The organism is Nonomuraea sp. NPDC050540 (genome assembly GCF_044457485.1).
Classification (GTDB): Bacteria; Actinomycetota; Actinomycetes; order Streptosporangiales; family Streptosporangiaceae; genus Nonomuraea.
Window position 1 is genome coordinate 1 of record NZ_JBITHA010000034.1, and the last position, 16659, is coordinate 16659.

Below are 16659 nucleotides of genomic sequence, written 5' to 3' on the forward strand. Positions count from 1 at the left end.
TGCTGAGCTGGCGAGAACCCGTAGTCCCTCATGCGACCCCCATCGCTACAAGATCGATTATGCGATGCGCTGATCACTTGAGCTCAAGATCGTTTTTTGTAGATCTTGAAATAGGTCGATCAGGGCTGTGACTTCGAACCGTAGAAGGCGTCGAATCTTCAGGGCTGCTTGGCGCGCTCACGCTGGGGCTGATGATCGCGAGATTCTTAGCCCATCTGCCCAAGCGCGTTTCTGGTGCGCACAGTCTGAGGGTGCGCGACTCCCAACGCCTCCTCTTCGACGGGAAGCAGGTCAGCGAACTGATCGCGAGCCGTCGCCAGATCACCTGCCGCGCCTGTCCAACGTGCCAGGCTGTGTCGGACGAGCAACGTATCTGGATGCCGGGCACCTGACACCTTTGCTTGAGCAGGAAGCAGAGCCACAAGCTGATCGCGCGCCTGTGCTGCGTCCCCCGCGATTCCCGTCCAGTGAGCGAGATCGTGTCGCGCCAGCAAGGTAGCAGGATGATCACCGCCTGAGACCCGCTCGCGAGCCTGGAGCAGTTCCGAGAACTGATCACGAGCAGCCGCGGCATTACCCGCTTCCCCTGTCCAGCGCGCAAGTCCAGATCGGGAAGCGAGAGTGCGGGGATGTTCGCTTCCCGAGACCTGCTCACGGAGGGGGAGTAGAGCGGTGAACTGGTCACGTGCCGCTGAAGCATCCCCTGCCATACCGGTCCAATGGGCAAGGCCGTGCCGAACGGCCAGAGTGTGGTTATGAGCTACACCCGAAACTCGCACGCGAAGCGGGAGCAACGCGGCGAACTGATCACGGGCGGCCACGGCATCACCTGCCAATCCTGTGAAGTCAGCAAGGTTGTGCCGCGAGAGCAGGGTGAGGGAGTGTTCGGCGCCCAGTACGCTCTCTTCGATGGGCAGTAATGCACGATATTGCTCGCACGCGGCAACAACGTCTCCGGCCTCGCCGATGCAGCGCGCATGGTTATGCCTGGCGCTCAAAGTATCGGGGTGATCCGCACCTAACACGCGTGCCTTGATGGGCACCAGCAAAGCATATTCGTCGCGGGCTGCAATTACATCACCTGACCGCTCCTGCCAGTACCCGACATCATGCAATAGGTCCAAGCTCTTCGGATGCTCAACCCCCAAGGTATTCCGAGCATGAGCATAGAGCCGCCGAGCCACCGCTAGGGCGGCCGGGTAATTGCCGCTAGCTCCAAGATACTTCATTACCCGGTAGAGGCCGGGTGACTCCGGGGATAGCACTGTGAGAGCGTGCGGCAGCAGACGCCTGTACGCCCCCCAGTGCTCCAGCCTGGTGGCGGCCTGTGGCAATGCGGCCTCCACCAGGGTGGTGGCCAAGTTACGTGCTCGACGGCGCTGTTCGGCGGTGAGCTGGTGGAAGGTGACCGCCTGCAGGAGACGGTGCACGCTCACTAAATCAACTCCGAATTCCTCCGGGTCGCCACTCATCGTGATCATGCTGTAGGAGGCGAGCAAGCCCAAGGCCTCATCCACTTGCGTCTCATCAACGGCAGATACGGCGTCGGAACCATGCGGATCGGCTAATCCGGCCAGAACAGTGCATGGCAGATTATCGGGAGCGAAGAATGCGAGCAGATTCAGTAGATCCATAGCCAGTGGATTGATCTCGCTGATACGAGCGGTGCTGATCGTCCAGGCCTGAGCCACGACTCGTTCGGTTTCACCACCGAGCGCTGGCACCGTGTGCATTCGAGTAGGGTGCGCGCGGAGCAAGCCGAAATACCGGGCCACAGTCATCCGTGGCGTGCAGGCGATGTAGGCCCCTGCCTGCTGGAGTGCTAACGGTAGGTCGCCCAATTCTTCCGCCACCGCGTCCAGCGTTTCGCGTGATGGGCAGACGCCGTCGCCGACCAGAGCCGCCAACAGCTCGACAGAGGCCGGCCGAGACAACACACCAAGCCTGAGCGGGGCGATGCCGAAGCGATCCCAGCCGATATCTCGCCGGGTCGTGATCAACACGTGGCCATGCCCCAACCGTCCCAGCAACGACTGCACGTCCGCTGGCTCTTCCACATTGTCGAGCACCATCAGCCAATCGGCATAGGTGCTCAGCCAGGCCAGAGCCCACTCTGCGGCTTCCTCGACGTTCGCCTGCGCCGCTGCCGTGGCATCCACCCCCGCGGCGAGCGCGCGGGCCAGCGCCGCCAGCCCGGCCTGGAGGCGCTCGGCGGAGGAGGCTTCAATCCACCACACCAGCCGATACTCGGCCCGATGCTGGGAAGCGTACTGCAGCGCCAGTTCACTCTTGCCCAGACCACCCAGCCCGACCAACGCCTGGCTGATTACCCTGGCCGGTGCCCCGGCCGCCAATTGACAGTGCACAGTCTCCAGGGCAGCCGCCCGGCCGACGAAGTGTGCCACCGGGTGCCTGGGCAGGCCGGTCAGTCCTGTAGGTACCGTAATCTGTCCGACCTGAGGCAGTGGTCGTCGCGGTGGATGAAACACGACAGCCGCGCCATCGCCGGTCTGCACGATGCCTTGGTTGGTGCTCATCGACACAGAACGCGCCCCCTGCGCCGCAACCGCCTGCTTAGGGGTACGACCGTGTGTCATCGTTGAGCAGTGGAATCGTCGCCGGTCTGAATCACTCCCGAGTTCTCGCCCGTCGCGACCGACCGCGTCCCGCGGGCAACGACCGACCCACTCAACGGCGTGGAGACTTTCGGCAGCCGTTCAGATCCAGGGTGGACGCCGTGCCGAGCCCGGACCATCCCAGCGACTGACACCGCAAGCCCGACCAGCCCGATGAACACACCGGTTTCGCTGGCCAGTTGATCGGGTCTATCCAGGCCGCCCAACAGGAATGTCACCCCCAGCGCCCCAACTGAGCCTCCGACGCCCACCCCTACCCACGTCACGCTTCGAGTCGCCACGACAGCATCGTGAACCAGTCGATCCGATCCGAACAGACCACTATCGCAAGCCTGTGGGGCTCATAAATAGGATTCGGTGTCCACCTGCGGGTTCTGGATGGCTTCAGCTGGGGATCTGGTACTCATTGATGAGGCCACCAAGGATGGTTTTGCGGTGGACCCGATGGCTGGCCAGGTCGACTTGGAGTGGCGGCTCGGCTTCAGCCTGAGACAGGCTTAACTGTCCGATACCGCGGTGCGGTCGGGCGGTGTTGTAGTGCTTCAGGTATTGGGTGAGGGTTCGGCGTAGGTGTTGCTCGTTGAGGATGAGCGTGCGGTCGAGGAGTTCGCGGCGTAGGGTGCCGATGATTCTTTCGCAGTGTGCGTTGGCTTTCGGGGCTTGTGGCGGGCTCTTGAGGACGCGCAGTCCCACGTCGGCGAACACCGTGTCGAAGGCTTCGCTGAACTGGCCGGCACGGTCGCGGATCAGGAACTTCATGTGTGTTGTGTCGGTGTCCATGAGGAAGTTCCGGGCGGCTGGGGTGGTCCATTCGCCCGTGGGGTTGGCGGTGACACCGAGCAGGTGGGCGCGGCGGCTGCGGTGCTCGAGCAGGACCAGGGCGTAGATGCGTTTGAGGTTGATGGTGTCGACGTGGAGGGAGTCGACGGCGACGATGTGCTCGGCCTGGGCGGTCAGGAACTGTTTCCGTGTTGGTCCGCTGCGGCGCGGGGCGGGGGTCGATCCCGGCCCGGTTCAGGATGTTCCATACGGTAGAAGCGTGTGACCGAGGCGGGTCAACTCACCATGGATCCGCCGGTGGCCCCAAACGGGATTGTCAGCGGCCATGCGCAGCACCAGGGCGCTGACCGCAGCCGCAGTGGGTGGCCTCCCGGGGCGGCGACGCCGGCTGTAGTCCCACTTCCTCGCTACAAGCTTGCGGTGCTAGGTCAGCAGGGTGGCCTGGGATATCGAGAAGGTCTCCGCCCAGCGGTGTCGGGGTATCAGGGACGAGAGCGCCGCCAGCCACAGGCGGTCGGCTGGTTCGTAGCGCACCCGTGGGATCTGACGGCGCAGGACCGTGTTCTCGTGCCTGAGCACCAGCAATTCCGCCTCTTTGGAGATCTCACTGCGAAACAACAGCGCGGGCAGTGACAGCAAACGTCGAGTGACGGCGTACACCGTGGACAGGAGCACGAACGATGATCCCAGCCAACCCGAACCCTAGTTGCCCACTGTCCCAGGAACGCCCAGCCCGACCAGGCGATGAACCCCTCCGCTGGCGATGGATCGTGTTCTTGAGCCCCACAGGCATGAGTACGGCGTCGAAGATCTCCGCACTGCGCGGCGGGGACGTCACGCTCGCCGCGGCCGCCGACGCGTTCCTGGCTTCGGCGCGCACGGCCGTGATCACGGCGTGGCGGACTTGAAACGCAACGCTCCGTTACCTTTCCCCGGGTTCTGGAAAGGCGATCCGCTCACCATGTACCTGGATGTTGATAACGCAGAGCTACTTTGCCCCTGGTGACGCCGACCCGAGAGAGGCCCCGACCAGGTTGCGTCGCTCGCCTGCCCAAGTGTTGATCAAGCCGTCTGCCGCGCGGATCTTCTTGGATCACAGTGGCTGCCGTTCTGAACCCTCTCTGTGGAACGGGTCTGCTTGTGATCGTTCGTTTTGCTCTCCTGGGAAGTGCCGTCTTCGCCCTGCTGACATCTCCAGCAGCTGCCGCCCCGGTGTCGGGTTGGGATTTTGAGAACTTGGCCGGGAGTGTCCGCGTCTCCGCTGACCGCAATCACATTACGGTGTGTGATCTGCGCGATGACGGTTTCAGCGTTGAGGCCGAGTACGCCACCTCGATGCTCGGCATCTACACGGTGCCCGATGACAACCACCACCGGGGCGGGTGCGGGACCGACCGGACGTTCATCTCCCGGATAGACGTTTTCAAGTTGTGTACGACTCTGCAGGACAAAGGAGTGCGCCGATGCGCCGAGTCCGTGTGGATCAAACGACGGTAGGTGCGGGCTGGTTGGCCAGTTCGGTGCGCAGGTAGTCGGTGAAGTCCTGGACGTGGCGGTTGTCGTGGTAAGGGCGCAGGTGGGTGGCGAAGTCGTGCAGCTGGGTGGTGGCGCGGGTCGAGGTGAGGTCCTTGGCCGAGGTGACGGCGGCCCGGGCGTGGTCCAGGGCCGCCTCGATCTCGCCCATGCCGAGGTAGCCTTCGGCGACGCTGATCTGCGTAAGCAGGATGGAGCGTGGGTATCGGGTGCCGAAGGCGGCGATGGCTTCCTGCTGTCGGATCGCACCGCGCTGGAATTCATCTGCACCGCGCCAGCAGAGTCCCCCTTCTCCTGCTAGTTCCGCTTCGCCGAAATGGGCGACCCAGACCGGGTCCCGGTCGGTGGTGCCCCTGCTGAAGTGTTTGTCGGTCTGGCTGAGGTGTGCGGTGACCATGCGTTTGGCATCTGAGGTCGCTGCGGTTGCATCGGCGGGGCGGATGGAGTGAGCACAGGCCAGACGTAGGCTCAGCCGGGCTTTGGCTCTGGGTGGCGCGTCGGCCCGTATCCCCGCGTCGGCTGCTGCGCTGGCCAGCCGCACAGCCCACCGGCCGTGGCCGAGGTCGCATGCCTGCTGGGCCATGGTGGCCAGGATCCAGGCCGCAGTGAGGTCGTCGCCGGCGTGTTTGGCCAGGTTCAGGGCTTGCCCGAAGTGTGCTTGGGCCTGGCCTTGGTGGCCGAGGTCGAAGGCCATCCATCCGGCCGTCCGGGTCATCTGTGCTGCCGCGCTCAGCAGTTCGGCACGCACATGGTCGGAGGCTGAGCCCTGCAGTAGCGGGGCGAGGGTGGTGTTCATGAAGTCGGTGACGGCGGGACGGACCAGTCCGGCCCCGAACTGGTGATCCATCCGGACGAAGGCGTGGTGCGCTTCACGCACGCGTTGGACGTCGGCCATGCCGACGGTGACGCTTTTTCCTACGTGTCGGGCGGCGGTCGGGGCTTCGTCGAATTGCCAGGCCAGTAGCCATTCTCCCAGCGCGGCTGGGACGAACGGCAGAGCAACCAGTAGGTGTCTGCGTGATGTGTCCATTTCCAACCTCCACAACTGCCGGGCCGTCTCCACGCTGGATGCGTGAAGCATCTGCTCGGCCAAACCCGTCTCGGCTGCGGCTATTTCGAGGCAGGGCGTGAGAGCGGGGCACGTGGTGACCTGGAGCCAGGTATCCACCTCGCTCGGCTCGGCGTCCCACCGCTCGGCCAGCGCCTTGCGGTAGTAGGGCCGCACGTTCTGGGTGCCGCGTTCCCAGCGCGCCCAGGTACAGAGGGAGACGCCGATCTGCTCGGCCGCTTGTTCCTGGGTCAGACCACGCCGCAGCCGTGCCCGGATCAGGCCAGGCCGGGACTGCTTGACCGGCCCGGCCTCATCGAGCGGGTTCCGCTGTTCTGGTTGGTGGGTCACCACGCCACGCTCCCTCAGCGTTAGGGGACCACACAGCATGCGCCGCCTCCAACCCCCGACTCCAGTCCGACCGGGAAACGCCCTGCAAACGCCCTGTCCGCCTACCGGGCGTTAGCTGGGCGCGGTCAACGCCCTGCTACCGCTCTTCCGCAGCACGTCGGGTACCGGGTTGCATGGTGACCGTCACCCGCCGTGACCAAAGCACGGTGGGTGGCAGCAATCCGGCCCGGAAGCCGGGACATCCCCCTGGCTTCCGGGCCAGCGATTCGGGGACCGCATCGCCCGTGAGGGACTGGGAGCAAGCCGAGCCTCAGTCGATTCGCGGCGCGAAGCCGGTACAGCTCGGCCAGCTCGGGGTGCTGGCCGATCAACCAAGGAGGACACCGCTGATGATCGAGAGATAGCGAGGAGACCATGGTGATCCACTCCTTCCCCACCACACAACTTCAGCAGGTCGGCGTCCTCCATCTGGCGCGCAGCGACCGGGCCCCTTACCTGGCTCGGGAGGCTGTCAGCGGGTGGCTGGGGGCGGCGCATCCCGCCCGGGAGATCGCGCTGCTGGCGGCTTCGGAGCTGGTGACGAACGCCGTCCGGTACGCCGCCGCCCATACCAGCGGTGAGACCGGGGGTGGTGTGACTGACGGTGAGGGCCGTCAAGGCTCGATCACGCTCAAGCTGTTTCAGGGCGGCGACTACCTGCGGCTGGGTGTCACCGATCCCGGCTGGTCCTGTTCGCAGCCGTCGGCCATTCCGCTGCAGGCGCCGAGCCTGAACGCCGAGCGGGGGCGTGGGCTGGCGATCGTGCAGGCGCTGTCGCGTAACCGGTGGGGCAGCTTCCGGCTGCCGGTCACCGGTGGGCGCGTGGTGTGGTGCCATCTCGACCTCGACCCCACCCCGGCCCAGATCGAGGAGCTGTTCCTCGCCCCGGCATAGCCGGCCGACCTCGCCCCTACCTTCCACGCCCAAGCCGACCACCGAGAAAGGCGGAGAACCGTCATGCGCCGCCATCATCTGCTCATGCTTGCCCCGGTGCTGGTCACAGCCGCCTACGTCGGCTGGGTCACCGCGACTCCCGGCAGCATCCCGGTGCCGGTGACGGTCGTGGTGCTCATCGGCGGGCCGGGTCTCTTCCTCGGGCTGGTGCTCGGGCGTTGCTGGCGGGTCCGCCGCCGCGCTGCCAACGACCGTTCGTTGTTCGGGCCCTGACCTCTGGGCCGCCACGCCCAGCCCGAGTATCTCCCCCTCTTTTCGTTCGTGAATGGAGTTGTCGTGTCGCGATACAAGCTGGTCAACGCTCTGCTGCTGGCCTTTACCGCGGCCTTTGCGGTCTTCTCCGTGCTGGCTCCCGCGCAGGTGGTCCGGCCGGTTGCGCTGGTGGTGCTCGCCCTGATCGTGGCGTGGCTGGTTGGGGTGGTGGTGTGGGCGGTCTTCGTCGTGTGGCGGCGGCGTGCGGAGCAGGGCCAGAACCAGCCTTCCGCCTAGCACCCCGTCACCCCGGTGCCCCGGGATGCCGTCGTCTGCGGTCACGTACCTCCTTCTCTCCTCTTCACCGTCCTCGGAGTTGACCATGCCCGGTTACGTCCCATTCGCTGTCGCCGACCAGGCCGCTGTCTTTCTCACCGATCTGCAGCGGGTGTTGCGCGAGCGGGGCCTGCTCGCGCGGGTGCTGGTCGAGGAGGGGCGGTTGCCGCGTCTGCGGGTGATCAACCCGGAGGCCACCACTCTGGTCGAGGTGCTGTCGGCCTCGCCGCGGGAGGGCGAATGGTTCTACTGGTGGTCCTGGGCGGCGCCGATCGTCGAGGTCACCCACGTGGACCGGGCGGCTGATCGCGTGGGCCGGGTGCTGGCGGTAGCGGCCCCGCACGCCGCCCGGCCCGCACGGGACCACACCGGGCGGGGGCGCGTGCTGTCCGTCCCGTGACACGGCCCCGTCGTGGCCCGTGGTGCCCTGTGATGGCGCTGTGGTGGCCGTCAGCGACCGGGGACGGGCGGCCACAGATCTGGACGTGTCACCCCGTGACCCGCCCGTGTTGGGCGGGGCCGTGGGTGGCGGTGCCCTCACCCGTGCCCCGTTCTGGTCGGGGTGTGTGTCGGGTGGTGGTGTCCCGGTTCGGGGGCCGGGGGCGGGTGAGGGCAGCTACAAGGAAGGCTTCTCGGATGGGTGCCGGGTGGTGGGCGACCGTGACCGGTGTCTGTCTGAGTCCGAGGTGGCCGCGTGGTGTGCAGCGCGTGGTCACCAGCGGCTGGCCGGTCAACGGCGGTCAGCCGTGGTGACGGTGGCGAGGGTCCCCCCGGCCTGAGCCGGTCGTCGCCTGTGGGGGCGGTCCCTTGTCTGTCGAGGGGACCATCGCGAACGACGACGCCGCGATGGGAGGGGCCGCCCCCTCCAACCGAAAGTGAACCAACGAGATTTCCGAATGCTTCTCGGGATAGGAGCAGCTGGGCGGGTGCGCAGACCTGCCCATCCCGTTCCCGAGATGGGGTGACCGCGGGCCTCGCAGGCAACCGCGGGCGCGGTCACTTCGGGTGGCTGGCCGGATAGCCGAGGAGGTCCGGTCAGCCACCCTCCGATGGCGATCGGGCGGTTTCCCCTTCCGCCCGGTCATCTGGTGGGCGGCTCCTTTTGCGCTGGAGCGGATCGCGGCTTCAGGGCCGCGAGGCGAAGGGGCCGCCCACCCCTAGACGTCCGGTGGCGGCACGCTCCCCATGATCGCGGGTGCCGCTACCGGACCCGAACCCCTCTGGCGGGGCGGCTGCGCGCAGGCAGCCGTGCTCGCCGGGGGAGGGGAGGTGGCTGCTCGGGCTTTCGCCCGGCGGAGTGCGGCCACCTGGCTGACCGGCGTGGAAAACCGGTCGGCCGACGCTGATGGTCTGGTGCAGCCGCTGGCTGACCAGGCCGTTGCGGGCGGCTCCAGCAGCGTCACACGTGTGTGGAATCCGGGGTCCACGACACGGCAACTGGAGCCGCCACCCCTATAAGGGGGAGCGTCCTGAACGTCCGGCAGCGGTGGCACTGCCTCCCTCGTGCTCCTGCTGCCGGACCCCGGGGCCTCGGGACGCCGCCCACCACGGGGAGTCATCCTCCCGGGGGCGGCTCATCCCGTCCCGAATCCCTGTCCTTCCCGCTGCGGGGGAAGGACGAAAGGGGAAAGGGGGAGATAGGTCGGCGTGCGCTGACCTACCTCCCCTTCTGCTAAGTGTCTCGCGCTATCTAGTTGGTCGGCAGGTGGATCACCGTCCCGCCCGCCTCGCTGGATGCCGCGCCCCGGCCTACGGCTCGGGTGGTGCGCCGACCGGGCGGCAGCGGCCGGGGTGGGGGCGGGGCTGTTCCGGTCAGGAACGCGGCGGTCGCCTCTGCCGCCGCAGCAGCCGCTTCCGGGTAGACGCTGGTGTAGGTGTCACGGGTGAACGATGCGGTCTTGTGGCCGAGGCTCTCCTGCACCAGCCTGATGTCCACCCCGGCCGCCAGCATCCCCGTCGCGGCCAGGTGGCGCAGATCATGCAACCGGATCGGCGGCAGCCCGGCCTGGTAGCAGATCCAGTAGAAGCGGTCGGTGACGTGCTGCGGGTGCAAAGGCCGGCCGATCTCATCGGTGAAGACGAACCCCGACTCCACCCAGTCCTGTCCCGCGGCCAGCCGCTCCTTTGCCTGCCGCCGTTCGTGCTCTTTGAGGCAGGTCATCGACTCGGTGTCGACGCTGATCTCGCGGTCGCTGGAGTCGGTTTTCGGGGTGGACTGGATGGGGTTCCAGCCGAGTTGGGTGATCTGCCAGTGAATGCCGATCCTGCGGGTCCTGTGGTTGACGTCGGGCTTGCGCAGCCCGACGCCTTCGCCGCGTCGCAGCCCGCACATGGCATACAGCCGGTACAGGGCGAACAGCCGGTCTTTGCGGGCGTGGGCGAGGAACTGCTGAATCTGTTGCGGGGTCCACACCATCACCGGCGAGGGACGTGGAGCGCTGATGTAGGCGACGACCGGATCGACCCGCTTGCCTTTGCGGGCTCGTTTGAGCAGGTCCAGGTGGTTGGCGTGGTCGATGCCCCACTGGGCGACCCGCTCTTCGGTCCAGACGACCGGTTTGGGCTTGGAGGCCGCGGCGAGTTCGACGACGGCGGCGGGGTTGAAGTCCAGCAGCCGATCCTGCCGGATCGCGACGTTGAGCGCGTGCCGCAGGGTGGCGCGGATGCGGTGCATCGTGGTCGGGCCGACGGGCCGCCGATAGCGCACGGACAGGATGCGGGCGGGGTCTCCGCTGGCGCGTTCGGTGGCGATGATGTCGTTGAACTCCTCGATCGCGTCGAACATGCCCGCGATGTCGGAGACCCGTAGCCGGTCCAGCCGGATGTCGCCCAGGTAGGGGTTGAGATAGAGCCGGATGTGGGTCTCATACGAGCGTTTGGTGGTCGCTTCGATGGCGCGCTTGCGCCCCAGGAACTCCTCCAGCCATTCGCCGACGGTGATATGCCGGTTGAGGTCTTGGTGGGTACGGACCTTGCGCCGGACTTCTTCGGTGTCGGGCAGCTGCTTGGTGGTTTTGATCACCGACAGCATGAGCGCGGTGATCTGCCTGCGCACGGCGGGGTCGGGGTCGAGGGTGAGCAGGCCGCGGGCGTGATCCAGTTCCGCCTCGGCGTCCTCCAGGGTGGTGAACCCGCGACGTCGTAGCGGGGTGCGGCGCTTGCCGTCAGCGTGGGCGGGGAGTTCGAGCTGGTAGGCCCAGGTGCCGTGGGTGGAGCTCCACCGCTGGCCGCCGTCGGCGTGGGTGATCCGCAGTCGGGGGCAGCTCTTGTCGAGCCGACTGCCGGTGGCCGGGTCCTTGCACGCGCACGTCTTATAGGTCGTGCCCTTGGCGACGGCCGGGTCCTTGCCCGCTGCCGTCGTGGTGTTCGGGTCATTCGCCATCGTGGTCAGCCTTTCTGGGTGCTGCCGGACGACTGCTGCTGTCCGGGCTGGGTGTGATCGCGTCGTTGTGTTGTTCGGGGTGGTCGAGCAGCGCCCGGAGCCCGCGTATCGGTACGGCGTATCGGCCGCCGATGCGCAGCACCCGGCAGGGGAACGCGCCCGCTTTGGCGAGCTGGTATGCCTTGGTGCGGCCGATGCCGAGCAGCCGTCCGGCTGTCAGCAGGCCGACCACCTCCGGCACCCCTGGCACCTCGCCGGTCTCGGTTGCCGAGGTGCCGGTCGGGGTTGTTCTGGTCATGCGTCACCTCCATGCGTGTTGATGAATAGGGGCCGGTGGGGCCGCGCGGGATGCGCGGCCCGGTTCGTCCGGGCGGGCTGTGGTGGGGCGCTAGGCCCCCAACCCCGGCCCCGCCCGGTCACCCGGCCTGGGCGTGGCCGACCTGTTGGCGGCGGGCCGGTCACAGCCCCGGCATGCCGGGGTTCGATGCGGGGTTGGGGTTGGGGTTGGTGGCGGCGGTATCGACGCCCACCTTGTTGGCCCGTGTCAAGCGAAGTCCGCAGGTCAGGGCTCGAACCCCTGTTCGCGGCCCGCGTCCGGGCCAGGAACGGTGGGCCGTGGGGCGCTACTCCCGGTCGTGGCCATCGCGGAGGTGGGGACCAGGCGTGGCCGGCCCTGGAAGCTGCCTCGGTGGGAGTACGAACACCAGGAGGTCTTCGTGCGCGACTGCGTGGATGGGCACGCCGCGCGCCCATGCTTTGCGGGCTTCGTGGAGCTGAAAGAAGCTCGCTCGGTTCAGCAGGACGCCGTCGCCGAGCCCGCACAGCAGGCACGCGATCCGGTCGGCGAACACCAGCCCCGCCTCCTTCGCGACCTGGTGGACATGGCCGGGCAGGTCGACCAGCTCCCCGCGCACCCGATACGGCCGGACCGTGATCGCGATGACCCCGCCCGGCCGCAGGAGTTGCACGCATCCGGCGAGGATGCGGCCGAACCCGTCGAGTAGCGCCGGGAGTTGCTGGTGGGCGAGGTTGCTTCGGTCGGCGGAGTAGTGCTGGTTCCACTTGCGGACGCCGGGTTGGCCGGTGTCGCGGGTGGAGCGGATGTGGCCGTGGGTGTAGGCGCCGTATGGCGGCGAGGTCAGCACCAAGGCTGCCCGCCCGGCCAGGTCCGGCAGCAGGTGGGCGATGTTGCGGGAGTCCCCGGCCACCACCCGGCCGAACCCTTCCGCTCCCTGCTTGCGTGCGTGGGTCAGGTTGGCGACCGCCAGGCGCGCCCATTTCTCTTCGTACTCCACGCCTGCGGCGTGCCTGCCGAGGTGTGCGGCTTCGACCAGGGTGGTGCCGATCCCGCACATCGGATCGACCACCAGCTCACCCGTACGGGTGTAGGTGCCGATCACGCGGGCGGCGATGGAGGGCAGCATCTTGCCCGGATGGCTGGTCGACTCCGGCACGTACCGGCCTCGACGTTGCACCCGTGAGGGTTGCTGGCCGGTCGCCCACACCGACGTCGTCACCTCGACTGCCGTCTCCTCCGACGTTATGTTGGTCATCAACGCTCCCCGCCGATCTGCGTCGTGGAGGTCGAGCCGGTCGGCTCGTCGAGAGCGTCTGCAGTCGGAACCGGGGGTTCCGGTGATAGCGGCGAGGTTCTTGGCCGGGCGAACAGCAGTACGTCGCTGTGTGCCCTTGCGCTCGCCGGCAGCCCGGCGCACTCCGGCAGTTCCTTCCGGGCGGTTCGGCCGCGAAAGGAGTGACGGGGCTGGATGTGGTCGGTGCGGGCGGGGTGGCGCAGGGCGATGATGTGCTGCAGATACACCAGCCCCGCCGCACAGGCCTGGGCGATGATCTCCGGCAGCCGATCGCCCGGACCGTCACCATAGTGCAGGCCGGTGACCACGGCCAGGTGCCCGCCCGGCTTGACCAGTCCCGCCGCCGAGGCGATGTCGTACACCTGGGCTTCATCTTCCGAGCCTGGGCGGGCCGGGCAGTGGCTCGGCTGGTCACAGACCTGCTCGGACACGACCAGCCCAGCGCTCGTAGCGAGGTCGGACAGCAGCGGCGCCTCCTGCTCGTGCGGGTTGGGTACGCCCGAGCCGGTCACACCTGGGTTGGCGACGCGTAGGTCGGTGACCTCCAGGTCGTAGGCCGGGTGGGTGCGCGCGAGCCGGGTCCAGGTCACGCCCGCGCGGCCCGGGTCTGTGAAGACGGCGACCGGCAGGCAGCCCGCCGTCAGCGCGGCCGAAACGACCTGGTGGTCCGCGGCGCCGAGGTGGATCACCGTCTCGCCCATGCGGGTACAGGCGGCGATCAGGTGGCGGGCCAGCGGGCCGCTGACCGGGTGACAGCAGCCCGCCCTGCAGGTGGCGATGGTTTCGGTGTCGGCGGCGGCCAGCCACACCGTCAGCGGCAGATGCCCCCGCGCCGGGTCCGAAACCTCGCGGTTCACGGTGAGTTCGCCGCGAGGATCAACGGTCACGTTGGCGGGTGAGCCGACGTTGCCGACGTTGTGGAGGTCGTGGTCGTGGTCGAGGGTGATGTGGTGGGTGGTGGGCTTGGTCATGTGGGTGTGGCCCGAGCACCGGGTCACTGATCCCTGTCACCTATCTAAATACCTGCCGCCAGGGCCGAGTTGGGACAGGTCGTCAAGCAAAGATCGCGTCATACCGGTCCGTGTGCTGCTCCACCCGGCCCCCCGTTGAGGGGCCTCTTCTTCGGTTGTTTACAGGCTGTGGACAACCTGCGGCGACCGCCCTCGTGTCAGATCATCGAGGCCATCCCGGCATCCGGTCGAGCGCATGACCGCACCTCACCTACGCGATTCACCCAACGTGTTCGCTCGATCACGCCCATACTGGTGCGGCAAACGGGCCGGACGCTGGAGGGGGGTCCGGCCCGTTCCGGCGCCCTGGCCTCGGCTGCCTTCCACGCCGGGCCAGCGCCTCATCCATCACGACTCCGGCCGCCAGCACCCTCCCATAATCGATGTTTTCGCAGGTCACAGCGTTTTCGTACAAGTTCCGGGCAACGCCCGGCCGGGCGGCACACGCTCAGAACAAGCCTGCACGGATGAGGCCAAGGAGGTGGACGGGATGCCGGACGGCAAGGATGAGCTGGCCGAACGCCGCTTGGCCAAGCTGGTTGATCAGGTGAAGGCGATGATGGCCGTCGGCCTGAAGCCGGAGTACCGCGGCTTCTACGGTCAGCTTCTGCTCACCCCCGGTGCGGTCGCGGAGCTGGGTGAGCTGGCCGAGGTCCGCAAAGCCGCCCGTGCCGCCGGTCGTCAGCTCGGCTGGAAGGTCCGCACCCACGTCAGCGAGGACGGGACGCTGCTGGTGATGGATGACCGCGACGCTCCCAAGGAGATCCGGATGCTGGCCGCCCACCGCGCGGCCGAGGTCACCGCCGCCGTCATCACCCGCGCCCAGAACGAAGCCCGCATGCGCCGCACCAGCCAGCCCAACCTCCTCCGCCAGCCGGACGACCACCCCGGCCAGAACCTCTGAACGGCGGCCATCGATCACGATGGCGTTGCCGCCTGTGCTCGTCGACCGAGCGCGGAGCGAGCCCACCCCAGGGCAGGACGTCTACCGCTTTGACGCAAGCTTGACCCGAGAATCTCGGCCGGTGCCTGTTCTCGCAGGTCAGCGCTGCTTTCCACGTCCAGGCCGCAGTGGGCCGCCTCCTGCGGCCGGGCAGGCCCGAGGCTGCCGGATTCGATGTTTCCGCAGGTCAAACGTGGTTCCGGAGTGTGAGCCAACGCTGGCGTGATCTTTGCCGTGCCCGATGTCTGATCATTTTCTGTGGGTTTCTTGTACGGGCGCTCTGACCGGATGGCGACGTCCCAGCCACCTCTCCACGTCGGGAGCGTCGCCCATGTTCCACACTCCGGTCCACCTCTCCACGAACACCACCACCTCGACCTCAACCGCCGTAGCTTCAGCCAGTTCGCTGCCGCTGGATGTGGCCGAGCACGCCTTCGGCCTGCTCATGCGCGGCCCGGACCCGCTGTCGGTCGATGGGGTCGCCATCGGTGAGGGGCTTCCGGCCCGGTTGATCCCGATGGATGAGCTGCGCCGGTTGCTGGTGCGCCGGTCTTGCTCGCGCACCACCCGCGACCACGTCTGGCGCCACCTCATCGAGCAGGCGCGCACCCATCGGGGCGCGTGGATGGTGGCCGCCGTTGCGCTGGCCATCCCGATGCTGGGCCGCCTGGCCGCCACGCTGGCCGACAAGGCCGCGACCAGCGATCAGGCCGAGCTCGACCGCGCCAGCCGCGCTGACCAGGAAGACCTGCAAGCCGAGGTGCTGGCCGCCTTCATGGAGGCCCTGATCCGGGTGAACGTGGCCTGGTCGCATCCGCTGCTGCGGCTGTCCCGGCTGACCCAGTTCACCGTCTTGCGGGCACTCGCGGTCGAGCCGCCGCGTCTGCTGCCCGAATCTGACCTGCTCGACCGTGTCGAGGGTGGCCAGCAGGCGCTCGCCTATCCGGCCGGCCACCCCGACCTGCTGCTCGCCCAGGCGGTCGCCGAGGGGGTCATCACTGCGGCGTCGGCGGAGCTGATCGGGCTGACCCGGCTGGAGGGCATCCCGCTGTCGGCCTACTGCCGCCGCCGCGGCCTGCTCTACTGCACCGTCCTCAAGCGCCGTCAGCGCGCCGAGAACGCCCTCTACCAGGCGATTCTTCAGCGCCGCCTGTAGCGATCGGACCGAGTGTCAGCGGGGACCCGCCAGCAAAGAGCGCGCAAAGTCCGCTGGCCTCCCTGTCCGATCTCGGCCCTTCGACCCGGTCTTTAGACAAGTGAAGGCAGCGCGGATTTAGGGGCGCCGAGCCCGGCAGCGGGACCGTGCCTGGTCACCGGTCCCTGTCACCCGGCCCAGCCCACCCACTCCGCCCTCGAAGGAGGACGCCCACCCGGCCCCGCCGCCGGGCCCGGCCCCCTCCGCGCCGCCTCCACCACCGCACCACCCGCACCAGAACTTCCGGGGGACAGCCCATGACCCGCCCACGCCGCACCACCACCTCGCAAGCCCACAGCCTCAAGATCGCGCTCGCCGCGCTGTTCGTCCTCGTCACAATCGCCCTGGGCATGCTGCTCAGCTACGCCCTCGCCCACGCCACCACCACAACGGTCACCGTCTCCGGCCAGGTGCTGGCCGCGCCGCCGGACTCGCTGAACACGGTGATCGACAACCTGCGCAACGTCATCGTCGGCCTCCTCGTGGCCCTGGCCACCCTCTTTCTGACCGTCGCAGGGGTCCGCTACATCTTGGCCGGTGGCGACCCTGGCGAGGTCGAGGCCGCGAAGAAGGGCCTGCGCTATGCCGGGCTCGGCTATGGCGTCGCCGCTCTGGCCCCGCTGCTGGTGACCATCCTCAAAGGCATCGTGGGGGCAGAGTGAACCGCC

15 protein-coding genes are annotated in these 16659 nt (G+C 67.8%); 7 read left to right on the forward strand and 8 right to left on the reverse strand.

Features of this window, described 5'->3' with window-relative positions:
* Positions 1-206 precede the first annotated feature (206 nt).
* The 4 genes from ACIBI5_RS52600 to ACIBI5_RS52615 form a co-directional block, all read right to left on the reverse strand.
* The gene (locus ACIBI5_RS52600; protein WP_397259107.1) at positions 207-2537 is read right to left on the reverse strand and encodes a tetratricopeptide repeat protein; all 2331 of its coding nucleotides are present in this window, start codon (positions 2535-2537) and stop codon (positions 207-209) included.
* Between the two features lie 483 nt (positions 2538-3020).
* A complete protein-coding gene (locus ACIBI5_RS52605) occupies positions 3021-3395 on the reverse strand; it encodes an integrase core domain-containing protein (RefSeq protein WP_397259109.1) in 375 nt (124 codons plus the stop codon).
* A 444-nt stretch (positions 3396-3839) separates the two neighbouring features.
* Positions 3840-4091, reverse strand: a complete 252-nt coding sequence (locus ACIBI5_RS52610) for a hypothetical protein (protein WP_397259111.1) — start codon at positions 4089-4091, stop codon at positions 3840-3842.
* Positions 4092-4899: 808 nt separating this feature from the next.
* Positions 4900-6351 carry a multiprotein-bridging factor 1 family protein gene (locus ACIBI5_RS52615; protein WP_397259113.1) on the reverse strand — a complete coding sequence of 484 codons (1452 nt, stop codon included), beginning with the start codon at positions 6349-6351 and terminating at the stop codon, positions 4900-4902.
* Between the two features lie 411 nt (positions 6352-6762).
* Here ACIBI5_RS52615 and ACIBI5_RS52620 point away from each other — a divergent pair, with 411 nt between their 5' ends.
* From ACIBI5_RS52620 to ACIBI5_RS52635, 4 genes are all read left to right on the forward strand, one after another.
* Positions 6763-7281 carry an ATP-binding protein gene (locus ACIBI5_RS52620; protein ID WP_397259115.1) on the forward strand — a complete coding sequence of 173 codons (519 nt, stop codon included), beginning with the start codon at positions 6763-6765 and terminating at the stop codon, positions 7279-7281.
* Positions 7282-7365: 84 nt separating this feature from the next.
* Entirely contained in the window at positions 7366-7554 is a 189-nt protein-coding gene (locus tag ACIBI5_RS52625) for a hypothetical protein (protein ID WP_397259117.1), read from the forward strand.
* A gap of 63 nt (positions 7555-7617) precedes the next feature.
* Complete coding sequence (locus tag ACIBI5_RS52630; protein ID WP_397259118.1) at positions 7618-7830, forward strand: hypothetical protein; 213 nt, start codon at positions 7618-7620, stop codon at positions 7828-7830.
* An 85-nt stretch (positions 7831-7915) separates the two neighbouring features.
* Positions 7916-8269 (forward strand): hypothetical protein, encoded by a 354-nt coding sequence (locus ACIBI5_RS52635; protein ID WP_397259120.1) that lies wholly within the window; start codon positions 7916-7918, stop codon positions 8267-8269.
* A gap of 1290 nt (positions 8270-9559) precedes the next feature.
* Here ACIBI5_RS52635 and ACIBI5_RS52640 read toward each other — a convergent pair.
* The 4 genes from ACIBI5_RS52640 to ACIBI5_RS52655 form a co-directional block, all read right to left on the reverse strand.
* On the reverse strand, positions 9560-11251 hold the full coding sequence (locus tag ACIBI5_RS52640; RefSeq protein ID WP_397259122.1) for a tyrosine-type recombinase/integrase: 1692 nt from the start codon (positions 11249-11251) through the stop codon (positions 9560-9562).
* The gene (locus ACIBI5_RS52645; protein WP_397259124.1) at positions 11241-11549 is read right to left on the reverse strand and encodes a DNA-binding protein; all 309 of its coding nucleotides are present in this window, start codon (positions 11547-11549) and stop codon (positions 11241-11243) included. Before ACIBI5_RS52645 ends, ACIBI5_RS52640 begins: the two co-directional genes overlap by 11 nt.
* A 325-nt stretch (positions 11550-11874) precedes the next feature.
* A complete protein-coding gene (locus ACIBI5_RS52650; protein WP_397259125.1) occupies positions 11875-12804 on the reverse strand; it encodes a TRM11 family SAM-dependent methyltransferase in 930 nt (309 codons plus the stop codon).
* On the reverse strand, positions 12804-13814 hold the full coding sequence (locus ACIBI5_RS52655; RefSeq protein ID WP_397259127.1) for a hypothetical protein: 1011 nt from the start codon (positions 13812-13814) through the stop codon (positions 12804-12806). Before ACIBI5_RS52655 ends, ACIBI5_RS52650 begins: the two co-directional genes overlap by 1 nt.
* Positions 13815-14343: 529 nt before the next feature.
* Between ACIBI5_RS52655 and ACIBI5_RS52660 the strand changes: the two genes are divergently transcribed.
* The 3 genes from ACIBI5_RS52660 to ACIBI5_RS52670 all read left to right on the forward strand — a co-directional run bounded on the left by ACIBI5_RS52660 (position 14344) and on the right by ACIBI5_RS52670 (position 16653).
* On the forward strand, positions 14344-14757 hold the full coding sequence (locus tag ACIBI5_RS52660) for a hypothetical protein (RefSeq protein ID WP_397259129.1): 414 nt from the start codon (positions 14344-14346) through the stop codon (positions 14755-14757).
* Positions 14758-15127: 370 nt separating this feature from the next.
* A complete protein-coding gene (locus tag ACIBI5_RS52665; RefSeq protein ID WP_397259131.1) occupies positions 15128-15952 on the forward strand; it encodes a hypothetical protein in 825 nt (274 codons plus the stop codon).
* 296 nt (positions 15953-16248) lie between these two features.
* A complete protein-coding gene (locus tag ACIBI5_RS52670; protein WP_397252579.1) occupies positions 16249-16653 on the forward strand; it encodes a pilin in 405 nt (134 codons plus the stop codon).
* The last annotated feature ends 6 nt before the right edge of the window (positions 16654-16659 follow it).

What these genes read in the sequence shown, in the direction of transcription:
- ACIBI5_RS52640 (WP_397259122.1), bottom strand. Translation starts at nt 11,251, where the DNA reads ATGGCGAATGACCCGAACACCACGACGGCAGCGGGCAAGGACCCGGCC.
- ACIBI5_RS52645 (WP_397259124.1), bottom strand. Translation starts at nt 11,549, where the DNA reads ATGACCAGAACAACCCCGACCGGCACCTCGGCAACCGAGACCGGCGAG.
- ACIBI5_RS52655 (WP_397259127.1), bottom strand. Translation starts at nt 13,814, where the DNA reads ATGACCAAGCCCACCACCCACCACATCACCCTCGACCACGACCACGAC.
- ACIBI5_RS52625 (WP_397259117.1), top strand. Translation starts at nt 7,366, where the DNA reads ATGCTTGCCCCGGTGCTGGTCACAGCCGCCTACGTCGGCTGGGTCACC.
- ACIBI5_RS52620 (WP_397259115.1), top strand. Translation starts at nt 6,763, where the DNA reads ATGGTGATCCACTCCTTCCCCACCACACAACTTCAGCAGGTCGGCGTC.
- ACIBI5_RS52660 (WP_397259129.1), top strand. Translation starts at nt 14,344, where the DNA reads ATGCCGGACGGCAAGGATGAGCTGGCCGAACGCCGCTTGGCCAAGCTG.
- ACIBI5_RS52650 (WP_397259125.1), bottom strand. Translation starts at nt 12,804, where the DNA reads ATGACCAACATAACGTCGGAGGAGACGGCAGTCGAGGTGACGACGTCG.
- ACIBI5_RS52600 (WP_397259107.1), bottom strand. Translation starts at nt 2,537, where the DNA reads ATGAGCACCAACCAAGGCATCGTGCAGACCGGCGATGGCGCGGCTGTC.
- ACIBI5_RS52605 (WP_397259109.1), bottom strand. Translation starts at nt 3,395, where the DNA reads ATGAAGTTCCTGATCCGCGACCGTGCCGGCCAGTTCAGCGAAGCCTTC.
- ACIBI5_RS52635 (WP_397259120.1), top strand. Translation starts at nt 7,916, where the DNA reads ATGCCCGGTTACGTCCCATTCGCTGTCGCCGACCAGGCCGCTGTCTTT.
- ACIBI5_RS52670 (WP_397252579.1), top strand. Translation starts at nt 16,249, where the DNA reads ATGACCCGCCCACGCCGCACCACCACCTCGCAAGCCCACAGCCTCAAG.
- ACIBI5_RS52665 (WP_397259131.1), top strand. Translation starts at nt 15,128, where the DNA reads ATGTTCCACACTCCGGTCCACCTCTCCACGAACACCACCACCTCGACC.